Source organism: Flavobacterium taihuense (genome assembly GCF_019351435.1).
Lineage (GTDB): Bacteria > Bacteroidota > Bacteroidia > Flavobacteriales > Flavobacteriaceae > Flavobacterium > Flavobacterium taihuense.
The window spans coordinates 1-17,220 of the sequence record NZ_JAHWYN010000014.1; the positions used below are offsets into that span (position 1 = coordinate 1).

The 17,220-nt window shown below is 34.8% G+C and carries 14 protein-coding genes; 3 read left to right on the forward strand and 11 right to left on the reverse strand.

What is annotated here, in order from left to right:
* Nucleotides 1-199 precede the first annotated feature (199 nt).
* From KZH69_RS14585 to pckA, 10 genes are all read right to left on the reverse strand, one after another.
* Nucleotides 200-1,855: a M1 family metallopeptidase gene (locus tag KZH69_RS14585; protein WP_219318213.1), complete on the reverse strand. Its 1,656-nt coding sequence runs from the start codon at nucleotides 1,853-1,855 to the stop codon at nucleotides 200-202.
* A 247-nt stretch (nucleotides 1,856-2,102) separates the two neighbouring features.
* Nucleotides 2,103-2,702, reverse strand: coding sequence for a bifunctional phosphoribosyl-AMP cyclohydrolase/phosphoribosyl-ATP diphosphatase HisIE (gene hisIE, locus KZH69_RS14590; RefSeq protein WP_219318214.1), 600 nt, complete (start codon nucleotides 2,700-2,702; stop codon nucleotides 2,103-2,105).
* Between the two features lie 35 nt (nucleotides 2,703-2,737).
* A complete protein-coding gene (hisF, locus tag KZH69_RS14595; RefSeq protein ID WP_219318215.1) occupies nucleotides 2,738-3,493 on the reverse strand; it encodes an imidazole glycerol phosphate synthase subunit HisF in 756 nt (251 codons plus the stop codon).
* 76 nt (nucleotides 3,494-3,569) lie between these two features.
* Nucleotides 3,570-4,292 (reverse strand): 1-(5-phosphoribosyl)-5-[(5-phosphoribosylamino)methylideneamino]imidazole-4-carboxamide isomerase, encoded by a 723-nt coding sequence (gene hisA / locus KZH69_RS14600; protein WP_219318216.1) that lies wholly within the window; start codon nucleotides 4,290-4,292, stop codon nucleotides 3,570-3,572.
* A gap of 7 nt (nucleotides 4,293-4,299) precedes the next feature.
* Nucleotides 4,300-4,887: an imidazole glycerol phosphate synthase subunit HisH gene (hisH, locus tag KZH69_RS14605; RefSeq protein ID WP_219318217.1), complete on the reverse strand. Its 588-nt coding sequence runs from the start codon at nucleotides 4,885-4,887 to the stop codon at nucleotides 4,300-4,302.
* A 68-nt stretch (nucleotides 4,888-4,955) separates the two neighbouring features.
* Nucleotides 4,956-6,092, reverse strand: a complete 1,137-nt coding sequence (gene hisB, locus KZH69_RS14610; protein ID WP_219318218.1) for a bifunctional histidinol-phosphatase/imidazoleglycerol-phosphate dehydratase HisB — start codon at nucleotides 6,090-6,092, stop codon at nucleotides 4,956-4,958.
* Nucleotides 6,093-6,096: 4 nt separating this feature from the next.
* On the reverse strand, nucleotides 6,097-7,143 hold the full coding sequence (gene hisC / locus KZH69_RS14615) for a histidinol-phosphate transaminase (RefSeq protein ID WP_219318219.1): 1,047 nt from the start codon (nucleotides 7,141-7,143) through the stop codon (nucleotides 6,097-6,099).
* A 106-nt stretch (nucleotides 7,144-7,249) separates the two neighbouring features.
* Nucleotides 7,250-8,533: a histidinol dehydrogenase gene (hisD, locus tag KZH69_RS14620; RefSeq protein WP_219318220.1), complete on the reverse strand. Its 1,284-nt coding sequence runs from the start codon at nucleotides 8,531-8,533 to the stop codon at nucleotides 7,250-7,252.
* 101 nt (nucleotides 8,534-8,634) lie between these two features.
* Nucleotides 8,635-9,492 (reverse strand): ATP phosphoribosyltransferase, encoded by an 858-nt coding sequence (gene hisG, locus KZH69_RS14625; protein WP_219318221.1) that lies wholly within the window; start codon nucleotides 9,490-9,492, stop codon nucleotides 8,635-8,637.
* Between the two features lie 435 nt (nucleotides 9,493-9,927).
* Nucleotides 9,928-11,547, reverse strand: coding sequence for a phosphoenolpyruvate carboxykinase (ATP) (gene pckA, locus KZH69_RS14630; protein ID WP_219318222.1), 1,620 nt, complete (start codon nucleotides 11,545-11,547; stop codon nucleotides 9,928-9,930).
* Between the two features lie 288 nt (nucleotides 11,548-11,835).
* Between pckA and KZH69_RS14635 the strand changes: the two genes are divergently transcribed.
* The gene (locus KZH69_RS14635) at nucleotides 11,836-13,536 is read left to right on the forward strand and encodes a putative transporter (RefSeq protein ID WP_219318223.1); all 1,701 of its coding nucleotides are present in this window, start codon (nucleotides 11,836-11,838) and stop codon (nucleotides 13,534-13,536) included.
* 79 nt (nucleotides 13,537-13,615) lie between these two features.
* Here the strand turns inward: KZH69_RS14635 and KZH69_RS14640 are convergent, their stop codons facing one another.
* A complete protein-coding gene (locus tag KZH69_RS14640; RefSeq protein WP_219318224.1) occupies nucleotides 13,616-15,592 on the reverse strand; it encodes an alpha-ketoacid dehydrogenase subunit alpha/beta in 1,977 nt (658 codons plus the stop codon).
* A 171-nt stretch (nucleotides 15,593-15,763) separates the two neighbouring features.
* Between KZH69_RS14640 and KZH69_RS14645 the strand changes: the two genes are divergently transcribed.
* Both KZH69_RS14645 and KZH69_RS14650 read left to right on the forward strand, forming a co-directional pair.
* Nucleotides 15,764-16,714, forward strand: coding sequence for an isopenicillin N synthase family dioxygenase (locus KZH69_RS14645; protein WP_219318225.1), 951 nt, complete (start codon nucleotides 15,764-15,766; stop codon nucleotides 16,712-16,714).
* A 77-nt stretch (nucleotides 16,715-16,791) separates the two neighbouring features.
* The gene (locus KZH69_RS14650) at nucleotides 16,792-17,121 is read left to right on the forward strand and encodes a translation initiation factor (RefSeq protein WP_219318226.1); all 330 of its coding nucleotides are present in this window, start codon (nucleotides 16,792-16,794) and stop codon (nucleotides 17,119-17,121) included.
* The last annotated feature ends 99 nt before the right edge of the window (nucleotides 17,122-17,220 follow it).

Genomic DNA, 17,220 nt, shown 5'->3' on the forward strand with positions numbered 1-17,220 from the left:
AATGGACGATGCCTATTCAAAATTGGGGAATTGTTTTAAACCAATTTACCCTTATATTTGATAAAAGGCTCCGATTATAAAACCGAAGCCTTGACTTTTCAACTTACACACTTTATGGGACAGTGTCTATTTTTTTAACCATATAAGTCATATAAGTTAATAGAATCTAACTTATATGACTTATATGTTTTAATTTTTTTTATTTTGCAACTTCTTTGCTCAAAACATAAAAATCTTTGTTTACTTCTACTTTTTCAATTTTTGAAGCAGTGGTAAATTCAGTCCATTCTGCTTTTGAATTCAAAATAACTTCAGTTCCGTTTAAGGATACTTTTACAGGCATATCAAAACCTGCAACAATATTCGTCCAACGGTATTTTAAAATGTTGTCCTGAAAAGTATATTCAAATGTTGGAATTCTAATGTCTCTCAAATATTGATTAAAGAATGGGTTTAAATCCATTCCTACTTGTTGACTCAAATAATCTTCAATTTGCTTTGTTGTAACGGTTTGATGGTAAAAAGTACTATTTAAGCCTCTTAAGATAGTTCTCCATTTTTCGTCATTATTTATTAACTGGCGCAATGTATTAAGCATATTGGCACCTTTGTAATACATATCTCCTGAGCCTTCGTTGTTTACATCATAATGTCCAATAATAGGCTTGTCGTTTTCAATATTTTTCCGAATACCTCTTACATATTCACCAGCAGCTTCTTTTCCATAATAATACTCAAGAAAAAGACTTTCTGAATAGCAAGTAAAGCTTTCGTGAATCCACATATCGGCGATGTCTTTGTACGTAATGTTGTTCGCAAACCATTCGTGTCCCGATTCATGGATGATGATAAAATCAAATTTTAATCCCCAACCTGTTCCGCTCAAATCGCGCCCTAAATATCCATTTTTAAAACCATTGCCATAAGTTACACAACTTTGGTGTTCCATTCCTAAGTAAGGAGCTTCCACTAGCTTGTAGCTATCTTCATAGAACGGATAAGGACCAAACCAATGTTCAAAAGCTTTCAACATCCTAGGAACATCTTTGAATTGTTCTTTAGCTTTTGCCAAATTATCTTTCAAAACATAGTAAGTACAATCCAAATTGCCTTTTTCTCCTTTGTATTTCTCTGAAAAAGTAACATAATCTCCAATATTGATATTTACCCCATAATTATTGATTGGATTTTTCACTACCCAAGTATAGGTTTTGGTACCGTCTTTTAGTGTTTTTACATTTTGCAAACGACCATTCGAAACATCGATTAATTTCCCAGGAACATTCACACTAATTTTCATTCCTTCTACTTCATCATACATATGATCCTTGTTTGGCCACCAAACACTGGCTCCCAATCCTTGGCAGGACGATGCTATAAAATTGTTTCCGTTTTTATCTTTTTTCCAAGTTAACCCGCCATCCCATGGTGGTCTAACGGCTACTTTTGGTTTACCATGATAAAAGATTTTTACTTCTTTTATGGCTCCTACATTTTGTTTTGAAACTAATGTTATAAAGAAAGCATTACCTTCTCTTTTGTATTTTAATGCTACACCATCTTGAGTAACTTTGCTAATTTCCATCGGATTTTGCAAATCAATTTGCATTATGCTATAAGTTTGTAACACTTTATATTGAATGGTATTAGATCCTGTAATTGTGCTATCTGAAGGATTTACTTTTACATCCAAATCATAGTGTTTTACATCCCACCATGCTCTTTCCTTGGTGATGCTACCTCTTAAAGAATCTTGTCTTGTGAAGACAACTTCAGATTTACCAAGAAGTGCTTGGGCTTGTATTCCATTAGTGATTAAAAATGCAATCAATAATAGTTTTAGATACTTTTTCATGTGTTGATAATTATTGTTTTTAGTAGGTCACACGTAATTCGCATATCGGCATTAGCGTTTGGTACCCCAATGATAGTAATGCTCATTTCATGTATTTGATAATTTTCTACCAAAACTACACACTTTTTTTATTTTTAGAACCAAAAAAAAGCCCAAAAGCAATTAATTTTGCAATCGGGCTTTAGCGTATCATAGTTATTTTAAAATTTAAAGTTTCAGTTCTTTGTTTGAAACTTCAAACTGATTTTTATTTCTGACGGCTTTTCAAAACTTCAATCACGTCATTCAATTGAAAACCTTTGGCTTGCAGTAATATTAAATAGTGAAATAGCAAATCGGCACTTTCGCTCAAGAATAAATCATCGTTGTCATCTTTGGCCTCAATCACCACTTCTACTGCTTCTTCTCCCACTTTTTGTGCAATTTTGTTGATTCCCAATTTGAATAAAGAAGCCACGTAACTTTTCTCGGAATCGGCATTTTCCCTTCTCGTTTTGATGGTGTTTTCCAGATTCGAAATAAAACCATATTCTTGCTTATTTTCGGTTGCCCAGCAAGTATCTGTACCTTTGTGACAAGTTGGTCCCACAGGTTGTACTTGAATCAACAATGTATCATTATCACAGTCATTTTTGATGTCAACCAAATTCAAAAAATTGCCACTCTCTTCCCCTTTTGTCCAAAGCCTTTGTTTGGAACGGCTGTAGAAAGTTACTTTTTTAGTATCTAAAGTTTTTTGGTAGGCCTCGGCATTCATATAACCAAGCATTAAAACATTTTTAGTTTCACTGTCTTGGATGATAGCAGGAATTAACCCGTGTGCGCTTTTTGAAAAATCTATGTCCATATTCAATTTTGGATTTTAGATTTAGGATTTTAGATTTATATCCTAACTTCTATATTGTTATTTTTAAGTTCTTTTTTCAATGCTTTGATTTCTATTTCTTTAAAATGAAATACGCTTGCCGCCAATGCTGCATCAGCTTTTCCATAAATAAAAGTATCTACAAAATGTTGCATATTTCCCGCTCCACCAGAAGCAATTATTGGAATATTGACTAATTCTGAAAGTTTAGCCAAAGCCTCATTTGCAAAACCATTTTTGGTTCCGTCGTGATTCATTGAGGTAAAAAGTATTTCTCCCGCTCCTCTATGTTCTACTTCTTGTGCCCAATCAAATAATCGAATTTCTGTAGGAACCTTTCCTCCTACCAAATGTACGATCCATTCTCCGTCGATTTGCTTGGCATCTATGGCTACCACTATACATTGGCTTCCGAATTTTTGTGCCAAATCATTAATCAACCTTGGATTTTTTACGGCAGAAGAATTGATAGAAACTTTATCTGCACCATTTTGCAATAAAACTTCAACGTCTTCTACTGTCGAGATTCCTCCACCTACCGTAAACGGAATATTGATCGTTGCCGCTACTTTTCGAACCAAATCAACCAAAGTTTTTCTGCGTTCTTCGGTTGCCGAGATATCCAGAAAAACCAATTCGTCAGCACCTTCATCTGAATAAATTTTGGCCAATTCGACAGGATCTCCTGCATCACGCAAATCTACGAAATTAACACCTTTAACAGTTCTTCCGTTTTTAATATCGAGACAGGGTATTATTCTTTTTGTTAGCATTTTTATTTTAGTTGTTGGTTGTTGGTTGTTGGTTATTGGTCAATGAAATAAACTATCAACCGACAACCGACAACTATCAACCTATTATATAATTTTCCAATTGTTTCAACGAAATTCGTCCTTCGTAAATGGCTTTCCCGATAATGGTGCCTTCACAACCTAATTCGGCTAATTTAGGCAATTCATCAAAAGTAGAAATTCCACCAGAGGCGATTAATTTTATTCCTTTGGCTTCCGTCAAAATCTTGGCATACAAATCAAAACTAGGTCCTTCTAACATTCCGTCTTTGGCAATATCGGTACAAATTACATACTCAATTCCTTTGTTTTGGTAATCCTGAATAAATGGTACCAAATCTTCATCAGAATCTTCCAACCAACCCGAAACTGCCACTTTTTCGTTATTGGCGTCAGCTCCTAAAATAATTTTATCTGAACCGTATTCAGCAATCCATTTCTCAAAAATTGCTCTGTTTTTTACTGCAATACTTCCACCAGTGATTTGGTTGGCGCCACTTTCAAAAGCTATTTTCAAATCAGAATCCGCTTTTAAACCACCACCAAAATCAATTTTCAGTTTGGTTTGTGTAGCAATTTGTTCCAATATTTTATAATTGACAATCTTACTTGATTTTGCACCATCTAAATCCACTAAATGTAAATATTCTATTCCGTGGGCTTCAAATGATTTAGCCACTTCCAACGGGTTTTCGTTGTATATGATTTTGGTGTTGTAATCGCCTTTGGATAAGCGAACACATTTTCCTTCTATAATATCTATTGCAGGGATTATTCGCATAATTTGTTTAAAGTTTAAGGTTTAAAAAGTTGTTTAAAATTTGCTCTCCAATATCACCGCTTTTCTCGGGGTGAAATTGTGTTCCGTAGAAATTATCATTCTCTAAAGCCGAAGAATACTCCAATTCATATTCAGTAGTTGCAATGGTTTCTTTGCAAATAGGGGCATAAAAACTATGGACCAAATACATATATTCATTCTCGGCAATTCCTTTGAACAAATCTGATTTAAGATTGTAAATATTGTTCCAACCCATTTGGGGCACTTTCACTTTTGGAGAAAATTTCACAACATCTACATCAAAAATTCCTAATCCTTCCGTATTTCCTTCCTCAGAAGAATTACACATCAATTGCATACCCAAACAAATTCCGAATACAGGTTGTTTCAGCGTTGGGATCAAGGAATCCAAACCGCTCTTTTTTAGCATTTTCATGGCATAACTCGCCTCACCTACGCCAGGAAAGATTACTTTGTCAGCAGACTTTATTTCTTCCGGATTATTGCTCAAAACGGCTTTGTATCCCAATCTTTCGATAGCGAACATAATGCTTTGAATATTTCCTGCTCCGTAATTTATGATTACTATTTTCATTTTATAAACTTTGGGCTTTGAGCTTTGAGCTTTGGGCTGATTGCCGATAGCTGAAGTCTTGAAGCATTTTACAACATCCCTTTCGTACTCGGTAAAATCATTTTTTCTGTATCGCGTTTTACGGCTACTTTTATCGCTTTCGCAAAAGCTTTAAAGATGGCTTCAATTTTGTGATGCTCGTTGGTTCCTTCCGCTTTGATGTTTATATTGGCTTTTGCCCCATCTGAGAAGGATTTGAAGAAATGATAAAACATCTCTGTTGGCATTTTACCTACCATTTCACGCTTAAATTCGGTTTCCCAAACCAGCCAGTTTCTGCCTCCAAAATCAATGGCTACTTGGGATAAACAGTCGTCCATCGGTAAACAAAAACCATAACGTTCGATTCCTAGTTTATTTCCTAATGCTTTGGCAAAAACTTCTCCAAGCGCGATGGCAGTGTCTTCAATTGTGTGGTGTTCATCAACTTCTAAATCTCCTTTTACCAAAATTTCCAAGTCCATTTGTCCGTGGCGTGCAATTTGGTCTAACATGTGGTCAAAAAAAGCAATACCGGTTTCGATTTTACTTTTTCCGGTTCCATCCAAGTTCAGGTTGATGTAGATATCGGTTTCATTGGTTTTTCTTGAAATGCTTGCAGAACGCGCTTCGAGTTTCAAAAACTCATAAATGGCTTTCCAATCAGTTGACTGCAATACGATTATCTCGTCTAGTTCTTCTTTTTTACTTGAAACTTCAGCTACTCCCAATTCTTCTTCCAATTTCATAAAAATAGCTTTGGCTCCCAAGTTTTTAGCCAATTCTACATCGGTCAAACGATCACCTAAAACAAATGAGTTGGCTAAATCATATTCTGGGTTGTCAATATATTTGGTTAACATTCCTGTTCTTGGCTTGCGGGTTGGAGCATTGTCTTCCGGAAAAGAACGATCCACGAAAATGTCGTCAAAAAGAACGCCTTCGTTTTCAAAAGCTCTCAAAATAAAGTTTTGCGTTGGCCAAAAAGTATCTTCCGGAAAACTGTCGGTTCCCAATCCGTCCTGATTGGTTACCATCACCAATTCGTAATCCATTTCTTTTGCAATTTTTGCCAAATACTGAAACGCTTTTGGATAAAATTCCAATTTTTCCAGGCTGTCTAGTTGATAGTTTTCAGGTTCTAAAACAATGGTTCCATCACGATCTATAAAAAGTACTTTCTTCATTTTCTTAAGCTATTAATGCCTCAATTAATTTTTTATTTTCTTCTTCTGTTCCAATAGTCAAACGCAAACAATTATCACATAAAGGCTGAGTTGTTCTGTTGCGGATTACGATTCCTTTAGCAATCAATTCATCATATCTTTTATTGGCATCATCTACTTTAATCAATATAAAATTGGCTTCCGTTGGATAAATTTTTTCAACGTATTTTACATCAAGTAATACTTTAAGTAATGCTGACCTTTGCTTTATAATTGCAGTGATTTCAGATTGTATGGCATCGGTATCATCCAATCTTTCCACAGCTCTTTTCTGAGTTAATTCGTTTACATTGTAAGGTGGTTTTATTTTGTTCAAAACCGCGATTATTTCTGCTGAAGCATAACAAATTCCCAAACGAATCCCTGCCAAACCATAGGCTTTTGAAAGAGTCTGAGTAATAATCAAATTAGGATATTGATCAATTTTCTTCAACCAACTCTCTTTTTCTGAAAAGTCAATATACGCTTCGTCTATCACGATCAAGCCATTGAAATGTTCCAACAAAGTCGTAACGCTTTCTTCCGAAAAAGAATTTCCTGTTGGGTTATTCGGCGAACACAAAAAAATCATTTTCGTATTATCATCAATTGCCTTGAAGATTTTTTCAATTTGAGGTTGAAAATCGGTCGAAAGTAATACTTCTCTATTTTCTACGGCATTGATATTGGCTAATACACCATACATTCCGTAAGTAGGTGGCAAAGTAATTACATTATTAACTTTTGGCTCACAAAACGCTCTAAAAATCAAATCCAGTACCTCATCACTACCGTTTCCTAATAACATTTGGTTCGGATTTACTTTGTGCTGCTTTGCAAGGATACTTTTTACCGAAGCTTGTTGCGGATCAGGATAACGGTTTACTCCATTAGCGTAAGGATTTTCATTGGCATCCAAAAAAACCATATCAACGGTGTCAAAATCCTCAAATTCATCTCTTGCAGACGAATATGGTTTTAAGACCTTAACGTTGTCACGAACTAAACTATCTAAATTAAAACTATTTATCATTTTTTTTATTTTTTTAGACGAAAGAAGTAAAGATGCTAGATTAAAGACTCGATCTTCAATTGCTCAATTTTATTCTTCTTATAGTCTTGCTTCTTGTCTCTATTCTCTATTCTAAACTCTTCAGTCGTAAAGTAACAGCATTTTTGTGCGCTTGTAATCCCTCGGCTTCAGCCATAATTTCAATCGCTGAACCAATGTTTTGAATTCCAATTGGGCTTATTTTCTGAAAAGTCATTGATTTGGTAAAACTATCCAGATTTACTCCGCTATAATTTTTCGCATATCCATTTGTTGGTAAGGTGTGATTGGTTCCTGAGGCATAATCACCCGCGCTTTCAGGAGTGTAATTTCCAATAAATACAGAGCCGGCATTGGTAATGTTATCAACGTAAAAAGCTTCGTCTTTGGTGCAAATAATAAAATGTTCAGGGCCGTATTCATTGATAAGTTCTAAAGCGATTGCATCATTTTCGACGAAAATCAATTTTGAATTCACAATGGCTTTTTCTGCAATGGCTTTTCGGGGAAGAACCTCCATTTGTGAATGAATTTCCAGTTCGACAGCGTCAATCAATGTTTTTGAAGTCGAAACTAAAATTACCTGGCTGTCAGTTCCGTGTTCGGCCTGGGACAATAAATCGGATGCTACGAAAGCAGGAACGGCAGTGTCATCAGCCACAATCAACAACTCGGATGGACCTGCTGGCATATCGATAGCGACTCCAAATTGAGTAGCCAATTGTTTGGCAACCGTTACGAATTGGTTTCCAGGTCCGAATATTTTATAGACTTTCGGAATTAATTCTGTTCCAAAAGTCATTCCTGCGATGGCCTGAATACCTCCCACTTTTAGAATTTTGGTGACACCACACAAATAAGCTGCATATAGAATCGCTGGATTGATATTTCCTTTTTTATCTGGAGGCGAACACAATACAATTTCGTTACACCCTGCAAGATTAGCGGGTACCGCTAGCATCAATACTGTTGAAAATAACGGGGCAGTTCCGCCTGGAATGTATAAACCAATTTTTTGAATTGGTCTTTTTTCCTGCCAGCAGTTTACCCCTTCAATAGTCTCAACGATAACCCGATTTGTTTTTTGGGCAGCGTGAAATTTTTCAATATTTGATTTTGCTAACTGAATAGCTTCTTTTAACTCTATAGAAATAGTTGCAATTGCAGTTGCAATTTCGGTTTGGGAAACTTCCAAATCTGGAACTGAAACACCATCAAAAAGAGACGTATATTTTGCAACAGCAAAATCTCCTTTTGACTGTACTTCCTTGAAAATTCCTTTTACAGTTGCTTCGATATCATCAACTGTTTTAGTTGGTCTTTCTAAAATAGCTGACCAAGTTTCTGGTTTTGGGTTGTATATTTTATTCATTTTTTTATGCTTTATGCTATAAGCTGTAAGCTTTAAGCGATTTAAATAACTTCTAGCCTTAGTAAGAAAGCTTGCGGCTTATTGTCTAAAGCTTATAGCTTCTAAAGTACCATTTTTTCGATTGGACAAACTAAAATTCCTTCGGCACCAACTTCTTTCAAGCGGTCGATTACTTCCCAAAAAGTGTCTTTGTCAATTACCGAGTGTACACTACTCCATCCCTCTTGCGCCAATGGCAAAACGGTTAAACTTCGCAATACAGGAAGGATCTTTCCAACGGCATCGATTTTGTCATTTGGAATATTCATCAAAATGTATTTTGATTTTCTAGCTCTTAAAACCGATTCAATTCTGAATTTTAAGGTGTCAATTATTTTTTGAGATTCAGGGCTTACTTTTGGGGAAACTGCTAATACCGCTTCACTTTTGAAAATAACCTCAACTTCTTTCAAATTATTCTTGAACAAAGTACTTCCGCTAGATACGATATCTACAATAGCATCAGCCAAACCTATATTTGGAGCAATTTCTACCGAACCTGATATTTGGTGAATGTCAACAGTAACGCCTTTAGAATTAAAAAAATTAAGAACTGTGTTGGGATAAGAAGTCGCAATACGCATACCATCTAAATCTTTAACTGATTTGTAGTCAAATGTTTTAGGAACGGCTACAGATACTTTACATTTTGAAAAGCCTAATTTTTGAATTACTTCAATGTTTTTACCTTTTTCAACTAATAAATTATCTCCAACAATAGCAATATCAACTACTCCATCGATTAAATACTGAGGAATATCCGAATTTCGTAGATATAAAACCTCTAAAGGAAAATTGGAAGCTTCTGCTTTTAATTGATCTATTCCATTATCGATTGAGATACCCGCGTCTTTTAGGATTTGGATGCTTTCTTCGTTTAAACGTCCTGATTTTTGAATTGCAATTTTAAGTGTACTCATTTTTAGTTTTTTAGTTTGTTGTTTAAATTAATGCCTGAGTACAAAGAATAGGTAATAAAAAACCCGTTTGATGTACTCAAACGGGTTTAGATTATTGTGATTTACACGCATATCATTAACACATCGCTTGAGAGCAATTATGAGAATGATGATGATGTAATTGAATTGATAACATAACTTTATAAAATTAGATAACTCTTTTTTTCTTTTGCAAATATAGAGGATAAATCAATTACAATCCAATTTTTATTTTAACGTTTCAATAATTATTTGTTAAATTATAAAAAACCAAAATGAATAGATTTATTAAATTAATATACGAAGAATTGATTTTCTAAAAGGTATTTGTTGAAAAAAAACAAAACACCCATTAATATTGCTTTTACGCATTACTAACAGGTGTTTAACCAACCCTAAATAATTATTAGTAACTTACTAATTTAAAACAGCTTCCAAAGAAGGTCCAGCAGCGACTAAACGTTTTCCTTCTTCAGTATCTGTATATTGCTCGAAATTTTTAATGTAACGCTCTGATAAATCTTTTGCTTTACTTTCCCATTCCGCTCCATCTTTATAAGTATCTCTTGGGTCAAGAATTCCTTCACTAACATTTGTTAAAGCAGTTGGGATAGTCAAATTCAAGAATGGAATTGTTTTTGTTTCTGCAGAATCAATTTCACTGTTGATGATCGCATCAATAATGGCTCTTGTGTTTTTAAGAGAAATTCTTTTTCCAGTTCCGTTCCAGCCAGTATTGACTAAGTATGCTTTAGCTCCGTGTTCTTTCATTTTTCCAATTAATGTTTTAGAATACATTGTTGGGTGTAACGTTAAGAAAGCTTCCCCGAATGCTGGAGAGAAAGAAGGTTCTGGAGAAGTAATTCCTCTTTCAGTTCCTGCTAATTTAGAAGTATATCCGCATAAGAAGTGGTATTGAGCTTGATCTTCATCTAAGATTGATACTGGAGGCAATACTCCAAATGCATCTGCTGATAGATAAATGATTTTGCTAGCATGTCCCGCTTTAGAAGGCAATACAATTTTGTTGATGTGATAAATTGGGTAAGAAACTCTAGAATTTTCAGTGATTGAGTGATCATAATAATCAATTTCTCCGTACTCATCAACGATAACATTTTCTAACAATGCATCTCTTTTAATAGCTCTCCAGATATCTGGTTCATTATCTTCAGATAAATCAATTACTTTAGCATAACAACCTCCTTCGTAGTTGAATACTCCATTGTTATCCCAACCGTGTTCATCATCACCAATTAAATATCTTTTTGGATCTGCAGAAAGAGTTGTTTTCCCTGTTCCAGAAAGTCCAAAGAATACTGCAACATCTCCTTTTTCACCTACGTTAGCAGAACAGTGCATTGAAGCCATTCCTTTTAATGGTAAATAGTAGTTCATCATGGAGAACATACCCTTTTTCATTTCACCACCGTACCAAGTTCCTCCAATAATTTGAATTTTTTCAGTAAGATTGAATACAACGAAATTTTCTGAGTTTAATCCTTGTTCTCTCCAATTTGGATTTATTGTTTTTGAACCGTTCATTACAATGAAATCAGGTTGTCCAAAGTTTTCCAATTCATAAACAGAAGGTCTGATAAACATATTCGTTACAAAGTGCGCTTGCCAAGCTACTTCCATTACGAAACGAACTTTAAGTCTTGTATCAGCATTTGTTCCGCAAAATGCATCCACTACATATAATTTTGGAGATGTAGAAAGTTGTTTTAAAACTAATCCTTTTAATTCATCATAAATTCCTTGAGTTGTTGGAAAATTTACTTTATCATCCCAATATATAGTATCTTTTGAAACTGAGTCTTTAACAATATATCTATCTTTGGGAGAACGTCCAGTAAAAACTCCTGTTTTTACTGCAACAGCACCTGTATCAGTTAATGCTCCTTTTTCGTATCCTTTTCTTTTATTAGAAACTTCAGCTTTGAATAATTCTTCGTAAGAAGGGTTATAAACAACTTCATGGTAACCTGTGATTCCTAAATTGTGTAATTCCTGAATAATTTTGATGTTTTTCATGATTTTCTATTTATTATAATTTGATGTGTTATTTTCTTTCTCAAAGGTACTTTAGCAAATAAGGAAAAAAACTGATTTTTATCATGTTTGCAAAAAAAATATACGCAAACGTTTGCGCTTTTATGGTGTTTTACAGGGGTTTACGAAGTTTTTTTTAAGTCTTTGAGTATTAAGTTAACAATTTGATTCTTAGAAAACAAAATAAAATAAAACTGATTTTTATCATATAAAAATACCAAATTATTCAATTCATTTACATTATTATTTACAACTAAATATTATAAAATTATGTTCGAATGGTTTAAAATATTGTTTACTCCGACCGAAACACCGGAGATGACGCAGTCATTAATTGTATTATTTATGACTATTAGTGTAGGCTTTTTCGCCGGTAAACTCAGAATAGGAAGTGTTTCCCTCGGTGTTTCTGCAGTTATGTTTGTTGGCCTTTTTTTAGGTCATTTAGGTTTTAGCATGGAAGCAGAATTAATTCAATTCGTACGGGAATTTGGATTAATCCTTTTTGTTTACGGTATTGGTATTCAAGTAGGACCAACTTTCTTTTCTTCTTTCAAAAAAGAGGGTTTGATTTTTAATGCTTTAGGCGTTGGAACTGTGTTTTTGGGTGGAATTATTGCTTATTGCATTCATTTATTAGCCAATGTAAAAATTGAAAATGCAGTTGGACTAATGTCGGGTTCAGTTACCAATACTCCCGGACTAGGAGCAGCAAAATCAACTCTTATTGAAATTCAAAAACAATTGAATCTTCCCGCCGATCATTTTTCGGATCCTGCTATTGCTTATGCAATTACATATCCTATAGGAGTTTTCGGGATTATACTTATTATAATTTTAGCCAAAAGCTTTTTAAAAATTGATTTAAAAAAAGAAGTGGTATTACTTAAAGAGAAAAACAAAGACTCTGAAAATAAAATTATTCGCCAAAAATGCAGAATTACTCAACCTGAAGTTATTGGAAAAACTATTCGTCAAATATTCAAAGAATTCCACGTAGAAGACGTGATTATTTCGAGACAAAAACAAAGCGGAACCAAGGTAGTTTTTTCGCCTTCATTAGATTCTACAATAAAAGAAAAAGACGTTTTAATGGTTGTGGCCAAACAAAAAGACATCAATAAGTTTATTGACATTGTTGGGAAAGTATCAACAGATTTATTTATTGAATCTGAAGATGATGTTACAACCAAAATTCTTAGTGTAACTAAGAAAACCGCTACTCATAAAACTTTGGCACAATTGGATTTGTATAATCAATTTGGTTTGAAAGTAACCCGTGTAGTTCGTTCTGGATTAGAAATTTTGGCACAGCCTACGTTGGAACTTTATTATGGTGATACTTTGTTGGTAGTCGGTAGTAAAGAAGCCATTCAAGAAGCAGAACATATTATAGGAAATTCTAAAAAAATACTTTTAGAACCTGATTTTCTTTCTCTTTTCGGAGGTTTGATTTTTGGGGTTATCATCGGTTCTATTCCAATTATGATTCCATCTTTGCCAGTTCCCCTAAAATTAGGATTGGCCGCAGGGCCGCTTTTGGCCGCTTTATTCATCAGTCGATATGGTGGTGTTGGGGTAATCCATTCGTACATCAATAACGGAGCGATACATTTCATGAAGGATTTCGGGATTTGTTTGTTCTTTGCTGCCGTAGGGATTAAAGCGGGTCATGGATTTTATGATAATTTTATAGCAAATGACGGGTGGATGTGGATATACTATGGCTGTTATATCACTTTTATACCATTGACGATATTGGTATTGATAAGCCGATTTGTATTCAAACTTAATTTTTACCAAATGGTGGGTATCATGAGTGGTTCTTATACGGATCCTGCAGCTTTGGCCTTTAGTACCAAATATCTAGATTCAGACATTCCTAATCAATCTTATGCTACTGTTTATCCGCTGGTAACTATTAGCAGAATTTTGGTCGCACAATTGCTTATTTTACTATTTGCGAGTTGATCTGTACTTTACTTTCAATAAAAAAAAAGGATGTCTAATTGCAGACATCCTTTTTTTATTTCAATTTATAGTTTCTTCATCAATACTCCAAAAGTGCTTTCAACTCCCTTTCAAATCTGCCTTTCGGCAAATATTGATCTTCCAGTGCTTTTGTAAAAGGAATAGGAGAATCCAAACTCGCCACGCGTTTTACAGGCGCATCCAAGAATTCAAAGCAATTTTCCATTATCAATGCTGAAATATCGCTGGCAACACCTCCAAACATGGAATCTTCTTGGTAAATGATGACCCTTCCCGTTTTCTTAACCGATGTATAAATAGCTCCAGTATCCAAAGGTTGAAGTGTTCTTAAATCCAATAAATCAGCTTTTATCTCTGGATTTTTATCTAATGTTTCAATAGCCCAGTGTATTGCTGCACCAAAAGAGATAATAGTTACGTCATTTCCTTCTTTCAACAAAGCTGCTTTTCCTAGAGGGAGGGTGTAATAGTTCGCAGGCACATCTTGTGACAAGCTTCTGTACAATTGTTTGTGTTCAAAGAAAAGTACAGGATTAGGATCGTTGATAGAAGCATTCAGCAAACCTTTTACATCATACGGAAAGGCTGGATAAACTACTTTTAGACCTGGTGTTTTGGTAAACCAAGCTTCATTGGTTTGGGAATGAAAAGGCCCTGCTTGTGTTCCGCCACCGCAAGGCATCCGAACCACAACATCGGCTTTTTCCAACCAGCGGTAATGTGATTTGGCTAATAAATTTACTATCGGGTTGAATCCCGTGGACACAAAATCGGCAAATTGCATTTCTACAATCGCTTTATATCCATTAATAGACAGTCCCATGGCGGTTGACACAACAGCGCTTTCGCAAATGGGCGTATTCCTAACTCTATTTTTACCAAACTGAGTCACAAAACCATCTGTTATTTTGAACGCACCACCATATTCGGCAATATCTTGTCCCATGATAACCGATTTTTCATGTCTCTCCATCGACTGACGTAAACTGCTGGAAATCGCGTCTATAAAACGGATATTTTCTGTTTCTTCATTTGGATGAAATTCTTCATGAATATACGGTTTGTAAACATCATTTAATTCTCCTTCGTAAGTGGGAACTATTTCGGGTTCAGCATTGGCTTTTGCCCAACTTTCATCGATGTCTTTTTTTATTTCGAGCTGTATTTCTTCGTCATGTTCATTGGTAAGAATATTGTTTTGATACAAAAAGCTTCTATAGTTATCAACTGGGTCTTTTGTAGCCCATACATCCATTAACTCCTGGGGAACATATTTGGTGCCACTCGCTTCTTCGTGACCCCGCATTCTGAATGTTTTGAATTCCAACAAAACAGGTCTTGGATTTTCATTCATCGATACTTTTAGTTCCGAAATTAAATTAAAAACTTCCAAAATATTGTTTCCGTCTACAACATGGCTTTCTATTCCGTAACCAATTCCTTTGTCAGCAAGGTTTTCGCAACGGTATTGTTCATTGGTTGGTGTTGACAAACCGTATCCGTTATTTTCAATTATAAACAGAACGGGTAAATCCCATACAGCTGCGATATTTAGCGATTCATGAAAATCTCCTTCACTGGTAGCTCCTTCTCCGGTAAAAACAGCTGTTATTTTTCCGTTTTTCTGTAGTTTATTGGCCAATGCTATTCCATCAGCAACACCCAATTGAGGTCCCAGATGCGAAATCATTCCGATAATTTTATAGTCTTGTGTTCCAAAATGAAAACTTCGGTCTCTTCCTTTGGTAAAACCATTGGCTTTGCCTTGCCATTGTGAAAACAATCGATGCAACGGAATGTCTCTCCCTGTAAATACGCCTAAGTTACGGTGCATCGGCAGTATATACTCATCAGTATCCAAAGCCGCTGTAATACCTACTGATATAGCCTCTTGACCAATGCCTGAAAACCATTTGGATACTTTACCTTGTCGAATAAGGATCAGCATTTTTTCCTCAACCAATCTCGGTTTTAGAATTCTTTTATAGAGATCTAATAAAGTATCGTTGGATAGATTTTTTTTGTCAAAATTCATTTTTGGTTGATTTATTGGTGCTTTTCAAAGATATAAAAATATAACAGTTTTAAGGGTAATTGTTATAATATTTTAAATTATGCTTTATTATTGAAATGAGTTATCTTTTTTATTTTTTATATTTGTCGTTACGAAGTTTAAGACTTCTAAAGTATTAAATACAGACATAATATGCAAAACATTCCTAGTGTTGACTTGCGTGATTTCCTTTCGGACGACCCGAAACGTAAACAAAAATTTGTAAATGAAATCGGAAGTGCATTCGAAGATATTGGCTTCGTAGCGCTCAAAGGGCATTTTTTAAACGATCAATTAGTTGATGAATTGTATGGCGAAATCAGGAATTTCTTTTCCTTGCCATTAGAAACCAAACACAGCTATGAAATTCCTGGAATTGGTGGACAGAGAGGTTATGTTTCTTTTGGAAAAGAACATGCCAAAGGCCGAAAAGAAGGGGATTTAAAAGAGTTTTGGCATTTTGGACAATATGTGGATAAAGATTCCAAATATGCTTCAGAATATCCAGATAATGTTGAGGTAAAAGAATTACCTCGTTTTAATGTTGTAGGTAAAGAAGCCTATCAAATGCTTGAGAAAACGGGTGTTTATGTGTTAAGAGCTTTGGCATTGCATCTTGGATTGGATGAATTTTATTTTGACGAATACGCCAAAGACGGAAATTCAATACTAAGACCAATTCACTACCCTCCTATTACATCCGAACCTGAGAATGCCATTCGTGCAGCAGCTCATGGTGACATCAACTTGATTACTTTGTTGATGGGAGCTCAAGGTAAAGGATTACAAGTTCAAAACCATAATGGTGATTGGATTGATGCTGTTGCAGAACCAGATGAATTAGTGATTAATGTGGGTGATATGTTATCCCGTCATACCAATAACAAACTAAAATCTACAATTCATCAAGTGGTTAATCCGCCAAGAGAACTATGGGGAACATCTCGTTATTCTATTCCGTTTTTTATGCACCCAGTTAGTGACATGAAGTTAAATTGCTTAGAAAACTGTATCGACGCCGAAAATCCTAAAAAATTCGAGGATATTACTGCAGGAGACTATTTGTACGAACGTTTAGTTGACTTAGGTTTAATTAAAAAATAAGTTCCAAATTTTAAAATTCAAATTCCAAAGCTTTGTGTTTGGGATTTGGATTTTTTTTTATATAATTTAAAAAAAAAATGGATTTACAAGACCAATTAAAAAATCTTTTTCCGGATCACCAAATAGCTCCCGAAGAAGAAATTGAAAAAGAAGCGCATGAATTATATGTTCAAAAAGAACCTATGATCTGCAAATTCGAAAAACGAAAAGGAAAAGCAACCACTATAATTGAAGGTTACGAAGGAACCGACGAGGATTTTAAAATCCTAGCCAAAGAAATCAAAACCAAACTGAGTGTTGGAGGGACTTTTAAAGATGATTCCATTATCATTCAAGGGGATTACCGCGATAAAATAATGAACATGTTAAAAGAAAAAGGATTTAAGGTAAAACGTATTGGAGGGTAGGATTTTAGATTTCAGAATGCAGATTTCAGATTTCATTTTGCAGTCCCTGAATTGATATTATTCATTCATTAAAAATCTTTGCGAGTCTCTGCAAATTCT

What these genes read in the sequence shown, in the direction of transcription:
- KZH69_RS14585 (WP_219318213.1), bottom strand. Translation starts at nt 1,855, where the DNA reads ATGAAAAAGTATCTAAAACTATTATTGATTGCATTTTTAATCACTAAT.
- hisIE (WP_219318214.1), bottom strand. Translation starts at nt 2,702, where the DNA reads ATGGACATAGATTTTTCAAAAAGCGCACACGGGTTAATTCCTGCTATC.
- hisF (WP_219318215.1), bottom strand. Translation starts at nt 3,493, where the DNA reads ATGCTAACAAAAAGAATAATACCCTGTCTCGATATTAAAAACGGAAGA.
- hisA (WP_219318216.1), bottom strand. Translation starts at nt 4,292, where the DNA reads ATGCGAATAATCCCTGCAATAGATATTATAGAAGGAAAATGTGTTCGC.
- hisH (WP_219318217.1), bottom strand. Translation starts at nt 4,887, where the DNA reads ATGAAAATAGTAATCATAAATTACGGAGCAGGAAATATTCAAAGCATT.
- hisB (WP_219318218.1), bottom strand. Translation starts at nt 6,092, where the DNA reads ATGAAGAAAGTACTTTTTATAGATCGTGATGGAACCATTGTTTTAGAA.
- hisC (WP_219318219.1), bottom strand. Translation starts at nt 7,143, where the DNA reads ATGATAAATAGTTTTAATTTAGATAGTTTAGTTCGTGACAACGTTAAG.
- hisD (WP_219318220.1), bottom strand. Translation starts at nt 8,533, where the DNA reads ATGAATAAAATATACAACCCAAAACCAGAAACTTGGTCAGCTATTTTA.
- hisG (WP_219318221.1), bottom strand. Translation starts at nt 9,492, where the DNA reads ATGAGTACACTTAAAATTGCAATTCAAAAATCAGGACGTTTAAACGAA.
- pckA (WP_219318222.1), bottom strand. Translation starts at nt 11,547, where the DNA reads ATGAAAAACATCAAAATTATTCAGGAATTACACAATTTAGGAATCACA.
- KZH69_RS14635 (WP_219318223.1), top strand. Translation starts at nt 11,836, where the DNA reads ATGTTCGAATGGTTTAAAATATTGTTTACTCCGACCGAAACACCGGAG.
- KZH69_RS14640 (WP_219318224.1), bottom strand. Translation starts at nt 15,592, where the DNA reads ATGAATTTTGACAAAAAAAATCTATCCAACGATACTTTATTAGATCTC.
- KZH69_RS14645 (WP_219318225.1), top strand. Translation starts at nt 15,764, where the DNA reads ATGCAAAACATTCCTAGTGTTGACTTGCGTGATTTCCTTTCGGACGAC.
- KZH69_RS14650 (WP_219318226.1), top strand. Translation starts at nt 16,792, where the DNA reads ATGGATTTACAAGACCAATTAAAAAATCTTTTTCCGGATCACCAAATA.